Here is a 16,777-nt window from a genome sequence, read left to right on the forward strand (position 1 = left end):
GCCCAACCGCCCGCCTCGCGCCCCCGCTGCGCATCGCCGCCCAGCGGCGGATCGTCGCGCTTCGCAGTTCCTCCCCGATCGCGCCGGCGGTTGAAGGGGCCGCCGGCGCGATCATTCCCCGCGTCTCACCCCGCGGTCGCACGGCCGCAACGCTCGTCGCCGGTCCCGCCTGTGCGCCTGTCGGCGCCGCAGTGGAAGGTGGGGCCTGATGCTCGCCCGCGTTGCGACCTTCGCGGTCGACGGGGTCGACGCTCGGCGGGTCTGGGTGGAGGCCGACATCCGGCAGGGGCTGCCGGCGTTCACGGTGGTCGGGCTCGCCGACAAGGCCGTGCGGGAGGCACGTGAGCGCGTGCGGGCGGCGATGGTCAACTCGGGCTACGAGTTCCCGCTGCGCCGCATCACGGTCAACCTCGCGCCCGCCTACCTGCGCAAGGTCGGCCCGGCGTTCGACCTGCCGCTCGCGGTCTCCCTCCTGGTCGCGTCCTACCAACTCGAGCCCGAGAAGGTCGAGGGCTGCGCGATCGTGGGGGAGCTGTCACTGACCGGCGAGGTGCGCGCGATCCGCGGCGCGCTCGCCGTCGCCGAGGGCGTCCGCCGCGCTGGGCTCCAACGGATCGTGCTGCCGAGCTCACGCGCCCGAGAGGCGGCGCTCGTGCCGGACATCGAGGTCGTCGGTGTCGGCTCGCTACAGGAGCTGGTCGCGACCCTGCGCGGCGACGCGGAGCCCCAAGCCGTCCCCGACCAGCCCGCAGACCCCGACGAACCGGAGGCCGAACTGGCCGACGTGCGCGGCCACAACGGCCTGATCCCCGGCCTCGAGGTCGCGGCGGCCGGAGGGCACAACCTGTTTCTGCAAGGCCCGCCCGGTACGGGCAAGACGATGATCGCCCGCAGGCTCCCGTCGATCCTCCCGCCGCTAGCGCCCGAGGAGGCGATCGAGGTCACGCGCATCCAGTCGATCGCGGGCCTGAGGGGCGCCGCCGGGCTCGTCACCGCGCGCCCGTTCCGCGCGCCGCACCACACGATCTCGGCCGCCGGCCTCGTCGGCGGCGCCAACCCGCCGCAACCGGGCGAAGCGACCCTTGCGCACCGCGGCGTCCTGTTCCTCGACGAGCTGAGCGAGTTCGCCCGCCCCAGCCTGGAAGCGCTGCGCCAGCCACTCGAGGACGGCCGCGTGACGATCGTCCGCGGCCAGCACGTCATGGTGTTCCCGACGAGCTTCATGCTCGTCGCCGCGTCGAATCCCTGCCCCTGCGGACGAGGCGGCACCCACTGCGAGTGCAGCCAGGTCGATCTGGCCCGCCACCGCCGGCGCCTGTCCGGCCCGCTGCTGGACCGCATCGACATCCTGATGCGCGTCGAGCGCCCGCCCGCCGACGCCCTCCGGCGGCAGATCGCGCCCGCCTCCAAGACCGTCCGCGAGCGGGTGATCGCGGCGCGCGAGCGCCAGCTGCACCGCCTCGCCGACCATCCCGAGGTCTGCAACGCCCAGCTCACGTCCCGCCAGATCCGCGAGGTCGGCAAGGTCACGCAGACCGCACTGAGCCTGCTCGGCGAGCTCTACGACCGCCACACGCTGTCCGCCCGCGGCCACACCCGCATCCTCCGCGTCGCCCGGACGGTCGCTGACCTCGACGGGGCGGACGAGGTCGGAACCGAGCACGTGAGCATCGCGACGAGCCTGCGCTTCGACGACTCCCACCAGCTCGCGGAGGCGGCATGACCGCCTGTGACGAGTGCCTGCGCCGCACGGACCTCATCGCCGCCCTGGCCGGCCGGCTGCAGATCGAGTTCAAGCAGCGCTCGGCGCCCGGCCGCGTGCTCGCGCTGCCGGACGAGGACCTGCTCGAGCTCGCGCACGGCGAGGCGCGCCACCGCTACGCCCACTTCGACCCGAGCGCGGCCCGCGAACGAGCCACCGACGCCGGGCTGTGGACCGTCTGCCGCTGCGTCGACGACTACCCGGCACCGCTGCGCGACCTCAGCGACCCGCCCGCGGTCATCCACGGCCTCGGCAGCCTGGCCCATGAGGAGGAGGCGATCGCCATCGTCGGCGCACGCCGCGCATCCTCATACGGGCTCGAGGTCGCAGCCGCGCTCGGAAGAGGCCTCTCGGCCGCGCGAGTGCCTGTGGTCTCCGGGCTCGCGCTGGGCGTCGACTCGGCCGCCCACGAAGGCGCGCTCAAAGCGCCGGGGAGCACGATCGGCGTCCTCGCCGGCAGCGCCCACACCGCCTATCCGCGGCGAGGCTGGCAGCTGCACGCCGCGGTCGCCGAGCGTGGCGCGGTCATCTCGGAGATGCCGCCCGGGTCGGAGACACACCGGTGGTGCTTCGTCGCCCGCAACCGCATCATCGCCGCGCTCAGCGCCGCCACGGTCGTCGTCCAGGCGACCGAGCGCTCCGGCTCGCTCACGACCGCCGACTTCGCGGCCGAGCTGGGCCGCGCGGTCGGCGCCGTCCCCGGACTGGTCACGTCACGCCTCAGCACGGGCACCCACGGCCTGATCCAGTCGGGCGCACCGCTGATCCGCGACGCGGCCGACGCGCTTGAGCTGCTCGGCCGGGACTACGTCCCGCAGCCACCGCCACCCGTCGCGCTCGCACCCACGCTCAGACGCGTCCTGGACGCCGTCGAGGACGGCACGCTCACCCACCTCAACCGCACCCCCGAGCAGGCACGCGCCGCGCTCGCCGGGCTGGCCGAGCTCGAGCGCCTCGGCCTCGTGCGCCGCGGCTACGCCGGGCGCTGGGAACGGACGGTCAGCGCATGACCCAGGTGTCCTTGGCCCCGCCGTTCTGCGAGGAGTTCACCACCAGCGCGCCCTCCGAGCGCGCGACGCGGGTCAACCCGCCGGGCAGGACGCGCGGGGTCGCGCCTTCGCCCAGGAACACGAACGGCCGGAGGTCGATATGACGCGGCGCCAACCGTCCCCCCTCGACGACCGTCGGGTGGGTGGAGAGCATCACCATCCGCTGCGCGATCCAGGCGGAGGGCTCGGCGATCACCTGCTCGCGGGTGGCCTCGATGTCCGCCCGCTCGGCGTGCGGGGCGATCAGCACGCCGACGCCCCCGTGACCCGCCCGGGGTTTGAGCACGAGCTGGTCGAACACGTCGAGCGCTTCTTCGAGCTGCTCCGGCTGTGCGAGGTCGTAGGTGGGGACCGAGCGCAGGACCGGCTCCTCGCCGACGTAGAACCGGATCATCTTCTCGACGTAGGCGTGGGTGAGCTTGTCGTCGGCGACGCCGGTGCCGTACTGGTTGACGAGCCCCAGCTTCCCCGCCTTCACCGGCTCGATCAGCAGCCGGCCGATGTCGGAATCGAGCCGGTCGGCGTTCGTGCGCCGGTAGATGACGTCGATCCGCCGCGGCTCGCGAAGCCCGCGCTCGCGCAGCCACAGCTCGCCGTCGCGCACCTCGAGCTCGTCGAACGTGACCAGCGGGATGCCGACCTGGCGCGAAAGCCACGCGTGCTCCCAGTACGCCGAGTTGTGCTCGCCGTCCGTCAGCACGGCGGCCAGCGGCGCGCGCCGGCCGCGGGCGTTCTCCGGCGCCACGGCCCGCAGCGCGTCGGTGAGCAGGTCGATCTCGCCGTCGAGCGGGCGCGGCGTCGCCCCGGGCGGGATATCGATGTGCTCGAGCAGGGCGCGGCGCGTGGCGTGCAGGTAGGCGAATCCGCTCGGCGTGCGGACGTTGTCCTCCAGCACAAGCCACTCGCCCTTGTCGTCGCGGACGATGTCGAGGCCCGCGACCCCGATCCACACACCGCTCGCCGGCCGCACGCCCCGCATCGCCGGCTCGTAGTAGTCGGCGGAGGTGACGACCTCGCGCGGGATCACGCCCTCGGCGACGATCCGCTGGTCGCCGTAGACGTCGGCCACGAAGGCGTTGAGCGCGCGGACGCGCTGGGCGAGCCCGCGCTTGACCGGCTCCCAGTCGGCCGCGGTGATCACGCGCGGGACCGGGTCGACGTAGAACTGCAGATCGCCTTCGAGCGACGAGAAGCGCACTCCCGAGCGCTGGAGCGTGCGGCTGACGCGGCCCGGAAGCTCAGCGGGATCGGCCCGTGCGACCGCCTCGAGGCCGGCGCGCGCGTGGGCGCGCGGAACCCCGTCGGCGGAGAACGCCTCGTCGAAGACGCCCTCGCTCACCGAGTAGCCGGCGAGCAGGTCATCCGCACGCGCTGGGGCCATCGGCGAGAGCCTGACAGAACAGAGGTCCAACGCGCTCCGCCCGGCGGTCCTAATCTGACACGGGTGTCTGTTCCCGCCGTTCTCTCGATCGCCGGCTCGGACTCCGGCGGCGCCGCCGGGATCCAGGCCGACCTGAAGGCCTTCGCCCGCTGCGGCGTTCACGGGATGACGGCGATCACGGCGTTGACGGCGCAGAGCACCGTGGGCGTGACGGCGATCCATCCGGTGCCGGGCGAGTTCATCGTCGAGCAGGTCCGGGCCGTGGCCGACGACATCGGCGTGGACGCGGTCAAGATCGGCATGCTCGGCACCGCCGAGACCGTGCGCGCGGTCCGCGAGGCGCTGTCTCACCTCGATGACGGCGTGCCGATCGTCATCGACCCGGTGATGGCCGCCGAGTCCGGAGCCGTGCTGCTCGATGACGATGCCCGCGCCGCGATCGTCACGGAGCTGCTCCCGCTCGCGACCGTGATCACCCCGAACCTGCCCGAGGCGCGCGTCCTGGCGGCGAGCGCCTCGCGACCCGCGACGGCGGGCGACCCCTCGGCCTGGCGCGGCGTCGACGCCGCCGGGCGTGACGACGTCGAGGACCTCGCACGGGCGCTGCATGAGCTCGGACCCGCCAACGTCGTCGTCACCGGAGGACATCGGGATGAGGTCACCGATGTCTTTTTCGACGGAACGAGCATCACTTTTCTGTCCGGCGAGCGGCACCCTGACGGTGCTGCTCACGGGTCTGGATGCACGCACTCGAGTGCGCTCGCGGCGCACCTGGCGCTTGGCTATAGCCCGCTCGACGCGGCGCGGGAAGCGCGGCGGGTCGCCTCGGAGGCGGTGCGCGACGGGCATCGCGGCATCGGCCGGGGAGCGGGTCCGGTGAACGTGCTCGGCGTGGGGGTGGGGTGGACGGATGCCCGGCGGACCGGCGCGTCGCGCGTGACATAATGCGGATATGAAGTTCCTGCGCATGCGCCCGGGATATGGCGAGCAGCTGATCGCCGAGGGCGACGTCGAGGTCGGCGAGGACGAGCAGATGCTCGTCGAGGAGTTCCGGCGCCAGCTCGAGCAGGGGATGTGGGCGGCGATTCCGGTCGAGAACGCCTCTGGCAGGCGCGAGGCCGAGATGGTGCGGGCGTTCGAGGACATTCCGCGCGCCGCCGATCGGGTCATCTTCTTCCCGCGCGCCGCGGGCGGAGCGCAGTAAGCAGCTCGCGGTGACCGTCGCCCTCTGCGCCACGGCGATCGTCGTCATCGCACTCCTCTGGGAGGTCATGCTCCCGTATGTCAACCGGCGTCTGGAGCGCCGACGCGACCATCGCGCCGCGCGCGCGACCGGCGACGTGCACGCGTATGACCCGGGTCGCGAGCGCCGCGCCGAGCAGCGCGCCCGCGAGCTCCTGAAGTCGTGCGTGAACGAGGAGGAGTGGGAGATGTACCGCGACCTGGGGCTGATCCGGGTCTGGGGCGGTGAGTCGCTCGACAAGGAGCTGCGCGGCGTCCCCTACGCGTACCTGGTCTACCCGCACAAGCCGATCGTGGCCTACCTGCCGCAGACCGGCCGCCTCCTGAACGAGTACTGCGTCGAGTTCCCGGACGAGTCCAAGCCCTACGGCAGCGCCCGGCTCCCGGACTCCGACGACGTGCTCGCCAAGTGGATGGCGCTCAAGGGCGACGAGCGCCGCCTGATCTCCAGCGCCAACATGCACCTCCCGGGCCGCCAGGTCGACCCTCGCCAGGTCCAACGCGACATCTGGCGCCTCGGCCGGTGGGAGCGCGAGCGCCTCGAGCGTCACCGCCGCGCCTCCAGCGGCGCGGCGTAGACCCGCGCGCGATCGCGCGGCGGGTGCGAAGACCCTCGGCCGCGTCAGCTGACAAGAGCAGGGGGGTGGCGTACGTTTCGCCCCTGTACAGGGGCGAAACGTCAACCACCCCCGGCCACTGCGGCCCCGCCACGGAGACGCGGCGCGGCGGCGGCGCGCCGCCGGACGCGCGCCGGCGGGCGCGCGCCGGCGGGCGCGCGGCGGCGGGTGCGCGGCGGCGGGCGCGCGGCGGCGGGCGCGCGGCGGCGGGCGCGCGGCGGCGCAGCTCCGCGCGGCGCGAGCCGCCCACGGACGCGCGCCGCGGGCGCGCCGCGGCCCGGCTCGGGGCGGGCGTAGACTCGCGCGAATGTCCGCCGAGTTCGACCTCAAGCACCGCTCACGGCAGCTCACGGAGGGACGCGATCGCGCGGCCGCGCGGGCGTACCTGAAGGGCATCGGCTACGACGACGAGGCGCTGTCGAAGCCGATCATCGGCGTCGCGAACACGTGGATCGAGACGATGCCGTGCAACTTCCACCTGCGGGCGCTGGCCAAGTTCGTCAAGGACGGGATCAAGGCCGCGGGCGGGACGCCGATGGAGTTCAACACGGTCGCGATCTCGGACGGGATCACGATGGGGACGTCCGGCATGAAGACGAGCCTTGTCTCGAGAGAGGTCGTCGCCGACAGCATCGAGCTCGTCACGCTCGGACACTTCTTCGACGGCGTCATCGCGCTGTGCGCGTGCGACAAGACGATCCCCGGCACGGTCATGGCGCTCGCGCGCCTCGACGTGCCCGGCGTGATGCTCTACGGCGGCAGCATCCCGCCCGGCCACTACAAGGGCCGCGACATCACGATCATGGACGTCTTCGAGGCGGTCGGGGCGCTCGCGGCGGGCAAGATCACCGAGGAGGAGCTGGCCGACATCGAGGCGGCCGCCAGCCCGGGCGCCGGCGCGTGTGGCGGCCAGTACACGGCCAACACGATGGCGATGGCCTTCGAGATGATGGGCATCAGCCCGATCGGGCCGAGCCTCACGCCCGCCCAGGACGCGACGAAGTCCGATCACGCGTACGCGGCGGGCGAGTTGATCATGGACGTGCTCAGAAGGGGCCAACGGCCGTCCGACCTGATCACCAGAGAGTCGCTCGAGAACGCGATCCTCGCCGTCGCCGCGTCGGGCGGCTCCACGAACGGCGTCCTGCACCTGCTCGCGGTCGCGCGGGAGGCGGGCGTGCCGCTCGACATCGACGACTTCGACCGGATCGCCGAGTCCACGCCGTCCCTGTGCGACCTCAAGCCCGGCGGCCGCTTCGTGGCCACCGATCTGCACGCCGCGGGCGGGACCGCGGTGCTGGCGAAGCGCCTCAAGGAGCTCGGCCTCCTGCACGCGGACGCGCCCACCGTCACCGGCAAGACGATCGGCCAGCACGCCGACGAGGCGAACGAGGCGCCCGGCCAGGAGGTCATCCGCCCGGTCGAGAACCCGATCAAGAAGACCGGCGGCATCGCGATCCTCAGAGGCAACCTCGCCCCCGAGGGCAGCGTCGTGAAGCTCTCCGGCCACGAGCGCCGCCATCACACCGGCCCGGCGCGCGTGTTCGAGGGCGAGGAGGCGACGATGCGGGCCGTCACGAGCGGCCAGATCAACCCCGGCGACGTCGTCGTGATCCGCAACGAAGGCCCCGCGGGCGGCCCCGGCATGCGCGAGATGCTCGCCGTCACCGCCGCGATCGTGGGGGAGGGGCTCGGCGACTCCGTCGCCCTGATCACCGACGGCCGCTTCTCCGGCGCCACCCGCGGCTTCATGGTGGGGCACGTCGCCCCTGAAGCGGTGCACCGCGGCCCGATCGCCGCCGTCCGGGAGGGCGACACGGTCACGATCGACGTCGACAACCGCCGCATCGACATCGACATCTCAGACGAGGAGATCGAAGCCCGCCTCGCCGACTACGAGCCGCCCGCACCGACGGTCACGAAGGGCGTCCTGGCGAAGTACGCCGCGCAGGTCTCGTCCGCGTCGGAGGGCGCGATCACGCAGCCGGCACCGGCCCGCACGACCGTCGCAACCTAAAGGGTCAGGCCCCTTTAGGTTCGTCCATGAACTCCGAGAGCAGATCGTTGAACCGGGACGGGCGCTCGAGCATGGCCAGGTGGCCGGTGTCGTCGAAGACCTCGAGCCGCGCGTTGTCGCCGATCAGGCGCTTGAACTCGGACGCGTCCTCGACCGGGATCAGGATGTCGTTGCGGCCCCAGACGATCAGCGTCGGCACGTCGATCTCCGGCAGGCGGTCGCGGAAGGAGTAGCCGAGCACGGCGTCCAGGCCGCCGACGAAGCCCTTCGAGCCGGCGCCGACCACGAGCTCGGTGGCCAACGGGACCGACAGGCGCTCCGGGTAGCGGACGACGAGTTGCAGCGCGGCGCGACGAAGCCGCGGGCGGTTCACGACCGGCAGCTGCTTGACGCCCCCGCGCGCGGCGCCCACGGCCATCAGCCGGCCGACGGCCATGACGGGCTCGCGCCACATGTTCTCCGCCGAGATCCCCGCCGCGGAGATCAGCACGAGCTTGGTCACCCGCGTCGGGAAGGCCAGAGCGAGCTCGGCGCCGATGAACCCGCCCATCGAGTTGCCCACCACGACCGGTGACTCGATCTCCAGCCGCTCGCACAGAGCGTCGATGACCCGCGCGAACCCTTGGATCGAGATCCGGCCGGACGGCATCTCGGAGCCGCCGAACCCGGGGAGGTCTGGCGCGATCACGCGGTGGGTGCCCATGAACGCCGGGATGTTCAGCAGCCAGTTCTGCCAGAGCCCGCCGAGACCGTGGATGAAGAGGAGGGGAGGCGCCGAGGCGGGAGACGAGGCGGGCGGTCCCGTGTCGATCACGCGCACGCGGCGGCCGAGGATCAGCTCGGTTCGCGTCAACGACGGCCAATCGACCGTGATCCAGGTCGAATCGTCGCCGTCCGCGTACGTCGGATCCGGCGACGAGCGGACGAACGCGTTGGCGGGGAGCGCGCGTACCTGCCCGAGGAACCCCGACACGCCGCTACCGTACCAGCGGCCGTGCGCCTTGCGATCGACATCGATTCGACGCTGCACCCGTACTGGGACCAGCTCGCGGCGGTGGCGCGCGAGCGCTACGGGGTCGAGCTGCCGTACGAGACGCAGTTCACGTGGGCGATCGACCGGCTCGAGCCGGCGCAGCTGAAGGCGTGCGTGAAGGAGACGCACACCCCCACGCACGTGCTCGAGGCCGAGCCGTACCCGGGTGCGGTCGAGACGATCCGACAGTGGCACGCCGACGGCCACTTCATCCACATCACCAGCCACCGCGACGCCGACGCCCACCCGCACACGAGCGAGTGGCTGCACAACATCGGCCTGCCGCACGACGAGCTCTACTGCTCCGACGACAAGATCGCCCGCTGCCTCGAGATCGGGATCGACGTGCTGATCGACGACGCGCCCAGCACGCTCCAACGGGCGCGCGACCACGGGATCGTCGCGGCGACGCTCACCCACCCCTGGAACAAGGACGTCCCCGGCGTGATCAGCGCGGCGGACTGGCCGCGCCTCGCACAGAAGCTGCAAGCGGTGCTGGGATGAGCCGCGAGCTCCCCGCCCCACCGGACCACCGCGCGTACCTGCCCGCGGTCGAGCCGGAGCGCCAGGTCACCGACTGGGGCCGCTCCGAGCGGGTCGAGAACGCGCTCGACAAGACGGTCTACGAGTTCCTCTACCACTACTGGTTCCGCTGCGACGTCGAGGGGATCGAGCACGTCCCGAGCACCGGCGGCGCGCTGCTGGTCTCCAACCACGCGGGCGCGCTCCCGCCCGACGCGGCGATGCTCGCCAAGGCGATCAAGACCGAGCACCCGCGGCCGCGCCCCCTGCACCTCACGGTCGAGCACTTCTTCAAGGGATATCCGGGCCTCGGCATGCTCGTGTCCAAGCTCGGCGGCGTCCCCGCCCACCCGGCCAACGTGCACCGGCTCCTCTACGACGAGGAGCAACTCGTCCTCGTCTTCCCTGAAGGCCGCAAGGGGACCGAGAAGCTCTACAAGGACCGCTACCAGCTCAGGAGATTCGGTCGCGGGGGCTTCGTGGAATCGGCGATGAGAGCCCGCGCCCCGATCGTCCCCGTCGCGGTCGTGGGCGCGGAGGAGGCCATGCCCACCTTGGGCCACATCAAGGTGCTGCAGAAACTCACCGGCCTGATCTACTTCCCCGTCACGCCGCTCTTCCCGTGGCTCGGCCTCGCGGGCGCGGCCTACCTGCCCGCCAAGTTCCACATCCGCTTCCTCGAGCCGATCCCGACCGACCAGTGGGGCGATGAGCCCTGGATCGACACGGACCTCGTCCAGACCGTCGCCGAGGAGGTCCGCGCGCGGATCCAGGAGGAGCTGTACGAGATGCTCGCCGATCGGAAGTCGGTGTGGCTGGGATGAAACGGCGAGTCCTGATCACCGGTGTCAGCACCATCTGGGGCGGCCGCCTCGCCCAGGAGCTCGAGAAGGACCCGGACAACGAGGCGATCATCGGCGTCAGCCCTGACGACCCGTCCTGCCCGCTGGAGCGCACGGAGTACGTCCGCGTCGGCACGCAGCACGCGCTCCTGCGGCGGATCGTCCACGCCGCGAACATCGACACGGTCGTGGACACCCGCCTGATCGTGGACTCGACGACCGCGTCGGCGCGGGTCGCGCACGAGATGAACGTGCTCGGCACGATGAACGTGCTCGCGGCCTGCGGCGGGCCGGACTCGCCGGTGACGAAGGTCGTCTTCAAGTCCTCGGCGCACTACTACGGATGCGAGCGCGACGACCCCAGCTTCTTCACCGAGGAGATGCGACGCCCGCACCCGCCCAACACGAAGATCGAGGCCGACATCGTCGAGGCCGACGACGCGGTCCAGGAGTTCGCCGCGCGCAACCCCAAGGCCACGGTCACGACGCTGCGCTTCTGCAACGGCCTCGGTCCGGACGTGCACACGAGCCACTCGGCGCTGCTCAGCCTGCCGGTCGTGCCCGGCATCCTCGGGTTCGACCCGCGCTACCAGTTCGTGCACGAGGACGACATGGTCGGCGCGCTGCACCACGCCGTCGCGAACGACATCCCGGGTGTCCACAACGTGGCGCCCGACGGGGTGCTCGCGCTGAGCGAGGTCGCGAGCCTGCTGGGGAAGCCGTACGCGCCGCTGCTGCCGCCGATCGGTACTGCGCTGGCGACCGGACTTACCAATCGGATCGGCGTGCGCATTCCCGATGAGGTGCGCCGGCAGCTGCGCTACGGCCGCGGGCTCGACAACCGCCGGATCAAGCAGACGGGGTTCCGTTTCGACCTGACGACCCGGGAAACGGTGCAAGCGTTTGCAGCGGCTCTGCGCCTGAAACCGCTGCGCGAGAGCGGAGAAGCGCCATATCGCTACGAACGCGAAGTGGAGGAATTCCTCCGCTGGTCACCCAGCGTTCATAGAGACGAGTCAGGCAGCTGACGCGAAGAGCGGCTTGCAGGACTTCCCGTCCCGCCGCTGAGACGCCTACCATCTGCGGACCCAATGCGTACTCGTCTCATCGTTCTCGTTGCCTTCGTGGCATTCCTCGGCATCGGTGTGGTGGCCGGGGCGTATCTATACGACAACTCCAAGAAGGACCTGATCGCCGAGGGCGTGAAGGTCAACGGAGTACCGATCGGGGGCATGTCGCGAGCTCAGGCGGAGAAGAAGCTCTCCGCGACGCTGCTCGCCCCGCTCGACCGGCCGGTGAAGGCGACGTACAAGGACCACACCTACACGCTGACGCAGAAGGCGGCGGCGATCGGGATCGACATCCGCGGCTCGGTGGACAAGGCGCTCGCGCGCTCGCAGGAGGGCAACATGTTCTCCCGCTCGTGGCGCAACGTCCGCAACCAGTCGCTCAACCAGGAGCTGGCGGCGGAGGTCTCCTACAACAAGCCGGCGATCGACAAGCTCGTCAAGCGGGTGCGCAAGTCGCTCGAGAAGAAGCCGGTGGACGCGAAGGTCGATCTGACGAAGGGCTTCATCGACGAGCACGGCTCGAGCACGGGCCTGCGCGTCAAGTACAACACGCTGGCCAAGGAGCTCGAGTCGACGCTGCTCAGCCCCGGCAAGACCGACGACGTGGCGATCAGGACGACGGTCGTGCAGCCGAAGGTCTCGACCGCGCAGCTGGCCAAGAAGTATCCAGCCGTGCTGATCGTCGACCGGAACTCGTTCAAGCTCACGCTCTACAAGAACCTCAAGAAGGCCAAGACCTACGGGATCGCCGTCGGCCAGGTCGGGCTCGAGACGCCCGCCGGCCTGTATTCGATCCAGAACAAGGCGGTCAACCCGGCGTGGCACGTGCCGAACTCCGCATGGGCGGGTGATCTGGCGGGCAAGGTGATCCCTGGCGATGACCCGTCGAACCCGATCAAGGCCCGCTGGCTGGGCATCTATGACGGCGTCGGCGTCCACGGCACGTCCGACGACTCGTCGATCGGCTCAGCGGCCTCACACGGCTGCATCCGGATGCACGTACCGGACGTCGAGGAGCTCTACGACCAGGTCCCGGTCGGAGCGCCCATCTACATCGCCTAGTTCGTCCAGATCGACGGAGAGACCTCGCCGATCTCGGCGGGGTCGACTTCCTGCCAGCCCTGCTGCAGCAGGGAGGCATGGTGATCGGAGTGGCGAATGACGAGGGTGCCGATGAACACGCCCTTGGTCTCCTTGCGCATCACCGCGTACCACAGCGTGCTCGCGTCGCGATCGCCGCGGACCGCGTGCCACGGGAGCGCCGGCGGCTTCTCCGGCACGGCGAGGCCCCGCTCGATGAGCTGCTCGAGGGTGGCGACCTGACCGGTGGACGTGTCGATGAAGAAGGCGCTCACGCCCCCCAACACTACGACGGCGGTCTCCGAGCCCTGGCGCGCCGCGCTGCGGACGTTCGACGCCGACCTGCAACGGCGGGGCGCGGCCGACCGCACCCGCCGCGCGTACGGAACCGACGCCGCCGAGCTGGCGGCCTGGGCGACCGCCAACGGACTGACGCCCCAGCAGGTCGACTACAAGGTCCTCAGGCGCTGGGCGGCGCGGCTGAGCCAGCGCGGCGCGGCGCCGCGCACGATGGCGCGCAAGCTGGCGTCGACCCGCGGCTTGTTCCGCAGCCTGCTCGAGCACGGCGAGGTCACCAGTAATCCTGCTGACCTACTGCCTGCACCGCGGCTGCCACAGACACTGCCCAAGACCCTCAAGCCCGACGACGTCGCCCGCCTGCTGGAGAAGATCCCTGCATCCACGCCACTCGAGCAGCGCGACCGCGCCCTGTTCGAGCTCGCGTACTCGAGCGGTCTGCGGGCCGAGGAGCTCGTCGATCTCGATGTCAACAGCATCAACTTCGACCAAGAGCAGGTCCGTGTCGAGGGAAAGGGTGCTAAGACCAGGTTCGTGCCCACTGGTGAGCCGGCGTTGCGCAGCATCGCGACCTATCTGGAACGCGCCCGTCCGGCGTTGTCCGGCGCCGATCCCGAGCCCGCGCTCTTCCTCTCGAAGAGCGGCAAACGCTTGTCCACCAGCGACGTCCGGCGGCGCCTGCGGGTGTGGGCCCGGCACGCCGCCACGCAGACCGGCGTGCACCCGCACGCCCTGCGTCACTCCTTCGCCACCCATCTTCTCGAGGGCGGCGCGGACCTGCGGGCGATCCAGGAGATGCTGGGTCACGCCAGCATCTCGACGACCCAGGTCTACACTCGGGTAGAGTCCGCCCGGCTTCGGGCGGCATACGCTAAGAGCCACCCGCGGGCATAAAAGAGGCCGCTCTGGAGACCAACGTCAAAGCGATCGAGCTGAAGGACCTGTGGCGCCGGTATAAGACCGACGGCAGCGATAAGGCCCGCGAACAGCTCGTCGTCGCCTACTCACCACTCGTCAAGTACGTGGCCGGACGCATGTCGTCCGGATTGCCGGCGCATGTGGAAGAGGCCGATCTCATCTCCTATGGCCTGCTCGGCCTGATCAACGCGATCGAGCGTTTCGACCTCACCCGCGAGATCAAGTTCGAGACCTACGCGATCACCCGCATCAAGGGTGCGATCATCGACGAGCTGCGCGCCCTGGACTGGGTGCCGCGCTCCGTCCGTGCCCGCGCCCGCGAGATCGAGAAGGTCCACGCCAAGCTCGAGCACCAGCTGCACCGGACGCCGACGGACGAGGAGATGGCGCGGGCGCTGGACATCTCCACCGCGGAGTTCCAGGACGCGCTGGTCAAGATCTCGACGTCGACGGTCGTCGCGCTCGACGAGCTGTGGGCGGTCTCGGACTCCTCCGGCGACGCCGTCAGCCTGCTCGACACGCTGCAGGACCCGGACGCGCCGGACCCTGAGGCGCTGCTCGCGCAGTCCGAGGTCAAGGACCGCCTGGCGGACGCGATCGCGGCCTTGCCCGAGCGCGAGAAGCTCGTGATCGCCCTCTACTACTACGAGAACCTCACCCTCCGAGAGATCGGCGAGGTCCTCGGCGTGACCGAGTCGCGTATCTCCCAGCTGCACACCAAGGCCGTCCTGCGCCTGAAGTCGCGCCTCCAGGCCGACAATCTTCGCGACTAAGGGCACAAACTTCAGCGGCTGGCGGTAGCGTTCACCCCTCGGACATATCTCCGAGGGAGAGAGAGGTATAGGCAATGCCGCACGCCGCAGACAGGATCCGCAACGTGGCCCTAGTGGGCCACCGAGGGAGCGGGAAGACGTCGTTGCACGAGGCGCTGCTGTTTGAGGCGGGAGCGACGACGAGGCTCGGCTCGGTGGCTGACGGGACGACGATCTCGGATTCCGACGAGGACGAGAAGTCGCGGGGCATGTCCATCTCCGCGTCGCTCGCCTCGTTCGAGTGGCGCGACACGAAGGTCAACCTGATCGACACGCCGGGCGAGCCGAGTTTCATCGCGGACGCCTTGGGCGCGCTGCGCGTGTGCGAGTCGGCGATCTTCGTCGTCAACGGCGTGATGGGCGTCGAGGTCTCCACGCGGCGCCTGTGGGAGCGCGCGCAGGAGCTCCACGTCGCACGCCTGGTCTACGTGAACATGCTCGACCGCGAACGGGCCGACTACTTCCGGACGCTCGATTCGCTCAAGGAGGCCTTCGGGCCGCACGTGGTCGCCACCGAGATCCCGATCGGCGCGGAGCACGAGCTCAACGGCCTGATCGACCTCGTGGACATGAAGGCCTACACGTACGCGGACGGGACGGCGACCGAGATCCCGATTCCTGACGACCTGCAGGCGCAGGCCCAGGAGTACCGCGAGAAGCTGATGGACGAGGTCGCCGAGAACTCCGAGGCGCTGATGGAGCGCTACCTGGAGGGCGAGGAGATCTCCCACGACGAGATCGTCCACGCGCTCGAGGAGGGCACCGACACCGGCCACATCTTCCCGGTCACCTGCGGCGTCGCCACGACGCGGCTGGGCGCGAACCGGCTGCTGGAGGCGATCATCGACGACCTGCCGTCGCCGGCCCAGCACGAGCGCGTCCAGGTCGAGGAGGGCTTCCACCTCGAGCCCGACCCCGAGGGCGAGATGTTCGCCTACGTGTTCAAGACCCGCGCCGACCCGTTCGCCGGCCGGATCAACCTCTTCCGCGTCTACCAGGGCACGGTGACGCACGACACGCAGGTGATGAACACCCGCACCCACCACAAGGAGCGCATAGGCCAGCTCCTGGTCCCGCGCGGCAAGGACGTCAGCCACGCCGACGCGTTCGGCCCCGGCGACATCGGTGCGGTGGCCAAGCTCAAGGAGACCCACGCGGGCGACTGGCTGGCGGCGCGCGACCAGCCGATCCACATGCCGCGCATCAAGCTTCCGGCCCCGGTCATGGCGTTCGCCATGGAGCCCAGGAACAAGGGCGACGAGGACAAGGTGTACACCGCCCTGCGCCGGCTGCAGGAGGAGGACCCGACGATCGACCTGCACCGCGACGACCAGACCGGCGAGCAGATCGTCGCCGGCCTGAGCCAGATCCACGTCGAGGTGATCATCGACCGGATGAAGTCGCGGTTCGGCGCCGAGGTCACGCTCAAGCCGCCGCGGGTGCCCTATCAGGAGACGATCCGCGGCACCGCCAAGGCCCACGGCCGGCATAAGAAGCAGACCGGCGGCCGCGGCCAGTTCGGCGACTGCCACATCACGGTCGAGCCGCTCCCCGGCGGCGAGTTCGAGTTCGTCAACGCGATCAAGGGCGGCGTGATCCCGCAGGGCTTCATCCCGGCGGTCGAGAAAGGCGTCCTGGAAGCGATGCAGTCCGGCAGCGTGGCGGGGTATCCGGTCAAGGGCGTGCGGGTGACGCTCTTCGACGGCAGCTACCACACGGTCGACTCCTCCGAGATGGCATTCAAGCTCGCGGGCAGCCTCGCGATGAAGGAGGCCATGGCCCAGTGCTCGCCGGTGCTGCTGGAGCCGATCATGCTCGTCACCGCGTCCGTCCCCGAGGAGAACGTCGGTGACGTGATGGGTGACCTGAGCTCTCGGCGCGGGCGCCCGCTGGGCACCGAGGGCGTGGGCGGCATGACCGACGTCAAGGCCGAGGTCCCGATGAGCGAGATGCTCACTTACGCTCCGGATCTGCGCGCGATCACCGGCGGCCAGGGCGAGTACACGCTCGAGTTCCTGCGCTACGAGGAGATCCCGGCACACCTCGCGCAGAAGGTCGCCGACAAGGCCAAGGAAGAGGCGGAAGCGGTCGCATAAAGGCCTGCGGGGGCGAGGGATGCTCGTTGCTACCCTCGC

The 16,777-nt window shown here is 70.7% G+C and carries 16 protein-coding genes; 13 read left to right on the forward strand and 3 right to left on the reverse strand.

Annotation, left to right across the window (positions count from 1 at the left end):
• Nucleotides 1-208 precede the first annotated feature (208 nt).
• Both G569_RS56050 and dprA read left to right on the forward strand, forming a co-directional pair.
• Nucleotides 209-1,723, forward strand: coding sequence for a YifB family Mg chelatase-like AAA ATPase (locus G569_RS56050; RefSeq protein WP_037503004.1), 1,515 nt, complete (start codon nt 209-211; stop codon nt 1,721-1,723).
• Nucleotides 1,720-2,772: a DNA-processing protein DprA gene (gene dprA / locus G569_RS60170; RefSeq protein ID WP_053227777.1), complete on the forward strand. Its 1,053-nt coding sequence runs from the start codon at nt 1,720-1,722 to the stop codon at nt 2,770-2,772. The genes G569_RS56050 and dprA overlap by 4 nt, the downstream gene beginning before the upstream one ends.
• Here the strand turns inward: dprA and G569_RS56060 are convergent.
• Nucleotides 2,762-4,192, reverse strand: coding sequence for a circularly permuted type 2 ATP-grasp protein (locus G569_RS56060; protein WP_084286294.1), 1,431 nt, complete (start codon nt 4,190-4,192; stop codon nt 2,762-2,764). The two genes, dprA and G569_RS56060, sit on opposite strands and share 11 nt — an antisense overlap.
• A gap of 63 nt (nt 4,193-4,255) precedes the next feature.
• Here G569_RS56060 and thiD point away from each other — a divergent pair, with 63 nt between their 5' ends.
• The 4 genes from thiD to ilvD all read left to right on the forward strand — a co-directional run bounded on the left by thiD (nt 4,256) and on the right by ilvD (nt 8,068).
• Entirely contained in the window at nt 4,256-5,137 is an 882-nt protein-coding gene (gene thiD / locus G569_RS56065) for a bifunctional hydroxymethylpyrimidine kinase/phosphomethylpyrimidine kinase (RefSeq protein WP_245602729.1), read from the forward strand.
• Between the two features lie 7 nt (nt 5,138-5,144).
• Entirely contained in the window at nt 5,145-5,396 is a 252-nt protein-coding gene (locus G569_RS0141470) for a hypothetical protein (RefSeq protein WP_028067773.1), read from the forward strand.
• 10 nt (nt 5,397-5,406) lie between these two features.
• Nucleotides 5,407-6,012, forward strand: coding sequence for a hypothetical protein (locus tag G569_RS56070; RefSeq protein ID WP_037503007.1), 606 nt, complete (start codon nt 5,407-5,409; stop codon nt 6,010-6,012).
• A 346-nt stretch (nt 6,013-6,358) separates the two neighbouring features.
• Nucleotides 6,359-8,068, forward strand: a complete 1,710-nt coding sequence (gene ilvD / locus G569_RS56075) for a dihydroxy-acid dehydratase (protein ID WP_037503010.1) — start codon at nt 6,359-6,361, stop codon at nt 8,066-8,068.
• A 4-nt stretch (nt 8,069-8,072) separates the two neighbouring features.
• Here ilvD and G569_RS0141485 read toward each other — a convergent pair whose 3' ends face one another.
• Entirely contained in the window at nt 8,073-9,041 is a 969-nt protein-coding gene (locus G569_RS0141485) for an alpha/beta fold hydrolase (protein ID WP_028067774.1), read from the reverse strand.
• A gap of 21 nt (nt 9,042-9,062) precedes the next feature.
• On the opposite strand from G569_RS0141485, the gene G569_RS64340 reads away from it, so the two are divergent.
• From G569_RS64340 to G569_RS60175, 4 genes are all read left to right on the forward strand, one after another.
• Complete coding sequence (locus G569_RS64340; protein WP_037503012.1) at nt 9,063-9,605, forward strand: 5' nucleotidase, NT5C type; 543 nt, start codon at nt 9,063-9,065, stop codon at nt 9,603-9,605.
• Nucleotides 9,602-10,447: a lysophospholipid acyltransferase family protein gene (locus G569_RS0141495; protein WP_053227778.1), complete on the forward strand. Its 846-nt coding sequence runs from the start codon at nt 9,602-9,604 to the stop codon at nt 10,445-10,447. The genes G569_RS64340 and G569_RS0141495 overlap by 4 nt, the downstream gene beginning before the upstream one ends.
• Complete coding sequence (locus G569_RS56085; protein ID WP_053227779.1) at nt 10,444-11,493, forward strand: NAD-dependent epimerase/dehydratase family protein; 1,050 nt, start codon at nt 10,444-10,446, stop codon at nt 11,491-11,493. Before G569_RS0141495 ends, G569_RS56085 begins: the two co-directional genes overlap by 4 nt.
• A gap of 63 nt (nt 11,494-11,556) precedes the next feature.
• Nucleotides 11,557-12,597, forward strand: coding sequence for a L,D-transpeptidase family protein (locus G569_RS60175; protein WP_084286296.1), 1,041 nt, complete (start codon nt 11,557-11,559; stop codon nt 12,595-12,597).
• On the opposite strand, the gene G569_RS0141510 is transcribed toward G569_RS60175, so the two are convergent.
• Complete coding sequence (locus G569_RS0141510) at nt 12,594-12,890, reverse strand: hypothetical protein (RefSeq protein WP_157592665.1); 297 nt, start codon at nt 12,888-12,890, stop codon at nt 12,594-12,596. The two genes, G569_RS60175 and G569_RS0141510, sit on opposite strands and share 4 nt — an antisense overlap.
• Between G569_RS0141510 and G569_RS0141515 the strand changes: the two genes are divergently transcribed.
• The 3 genes from G569_RS0141515 (at nt 12,874) to fusA (ending at nt 16,738) form a co-directional block, all read left to right on the forward strand.
• Nucleotides 12,874-13,806 (forward strand): tyrosine recombinase, encoded by a 933-nt coding sequence (locus G569_RS0141515; RefSeq protein WP_028067778.1) that lies wholly within the window; start codon nt 12,874-12,876, stop codon nt 13,804-13,806. The genes G569_RS0141510 and G569_RS0141515 overlap by 17 nt on opposite strands.
• Before the next feature lie 11 nt (nt 13,807-13,817).
• Nucleotides 13,818-14,603 carry an RNA polymerase sigma factor WhiG gene (gene whiG / locus G569_RS0141520; RefSeq protein WP_084286297.1) on the forward strand — a complete coding sequence of 262 codons (786 nt, stop codon included), beginning with the start codon at nt 13,818-13,820 and terminating at the stop codon, nt 14,601-14,603.
• A gap of 74 nt (nt 14,604-14,677) precedes the next feature.
• Nucleotides 14,678-16,738 carry an elongation factor G gene (gene fusA, locus G569_RS0141525; RefSeq protein WP_028067780.1) on the forward strand — a complete coding sequence of 687 codons (2,061 nt, stop codon included), beginning with the start codon at nt 14,678-14,680 and terminating at the stop codon, nt 16,736-16,738.
• Nucleotides 16,739-16,777: the final 39 nt, after the last annotated feature.

Origin of the sequence: Solirubrobacter soli DSM 22325 (genome assembly GCF_000423665.1) — a bacterium.
In the GTDB taxonomy this organism is placed as follows: domain Bacteria; phylum Actinomycetota; class Thermoleophilia; order Solirubrobacterales; family Solirubrobacteraceae; genus Solirubrobacter; species Solirubrobacter soli.

Excerpts from the sequence above, each read along its gene's own strand:
- G569_RS56050 (WP_037503004.1), top strand. The coding sequence starts at position 209 with ATGCTCGCCCGCGTTGCGACCTTCGCGGTCGACGGGGTCGACGCTCGG.
- dprA (WP_053227777.1), top strand. The coding sequence starts at position 1,720 with ATGACCGCCTGTGACGAGTGCCTGCGCCGCACGGACCTCATCGCCGCC.
- G569_RS56060 (WP_084286294.1), bottom strand. The coding sequence starts at position 4,192 with ATGGCCCCAGCGCGTGCGGATGACCTGCTCGCCGGCTACTCGGTGAGC.
- G569_RS0141470 (WP_028067773.1), top strand. The coding sequence starts at position 5,145 with ATGAAGTTCCTGCGCATGCGCCCGGGATATGGCGAGCAGCTGATCGCC.
- ilvD (WP_037503010.1), top strand. The coding sequence starts at position 6,359 with ATGTCCGCCGAGTTCGACCTCAAGCACCGCTCACGGCAGCTCACGGAG.
- G569_RS0141495 (WP_053227778.1), top strand. The coding sequence starts at position 9,602 with ATGAGCCGCGAGCTCCCCGCCCCACCGGACCACCGCGCGTACCTGCCC.
- G569_RS56085 (WP_053227779.1), top strand. The coding sequence starts at position 10,444 with ATGAAACGGCGAGTCCTGATCACCGGTGTCAGCACCATCTGGGGCGGC.
- G569_RS60175 (WP_084286296.1), top strand. The coding sequence starts at position 11,557 with ATGCGTACTCGTCTCATCGTTCTCGTTGCCTTCGTGGCATTCCTCGGC.
- G569_RS0141515 (WP_028067778.1), top strand. The coding sequence starts at position 12,874 with ATGAAGAAGGCGCTCACGCCCCCCAACACTACGACGGCGGTCTCCGAG.
- fusA (WP_028067780.1), top strand. The coding sequence starts at position 14,678 with ATGCCGCACGCCGCAGACAGGATCCGCAACGTGGCCCTAGTGGGCCAC.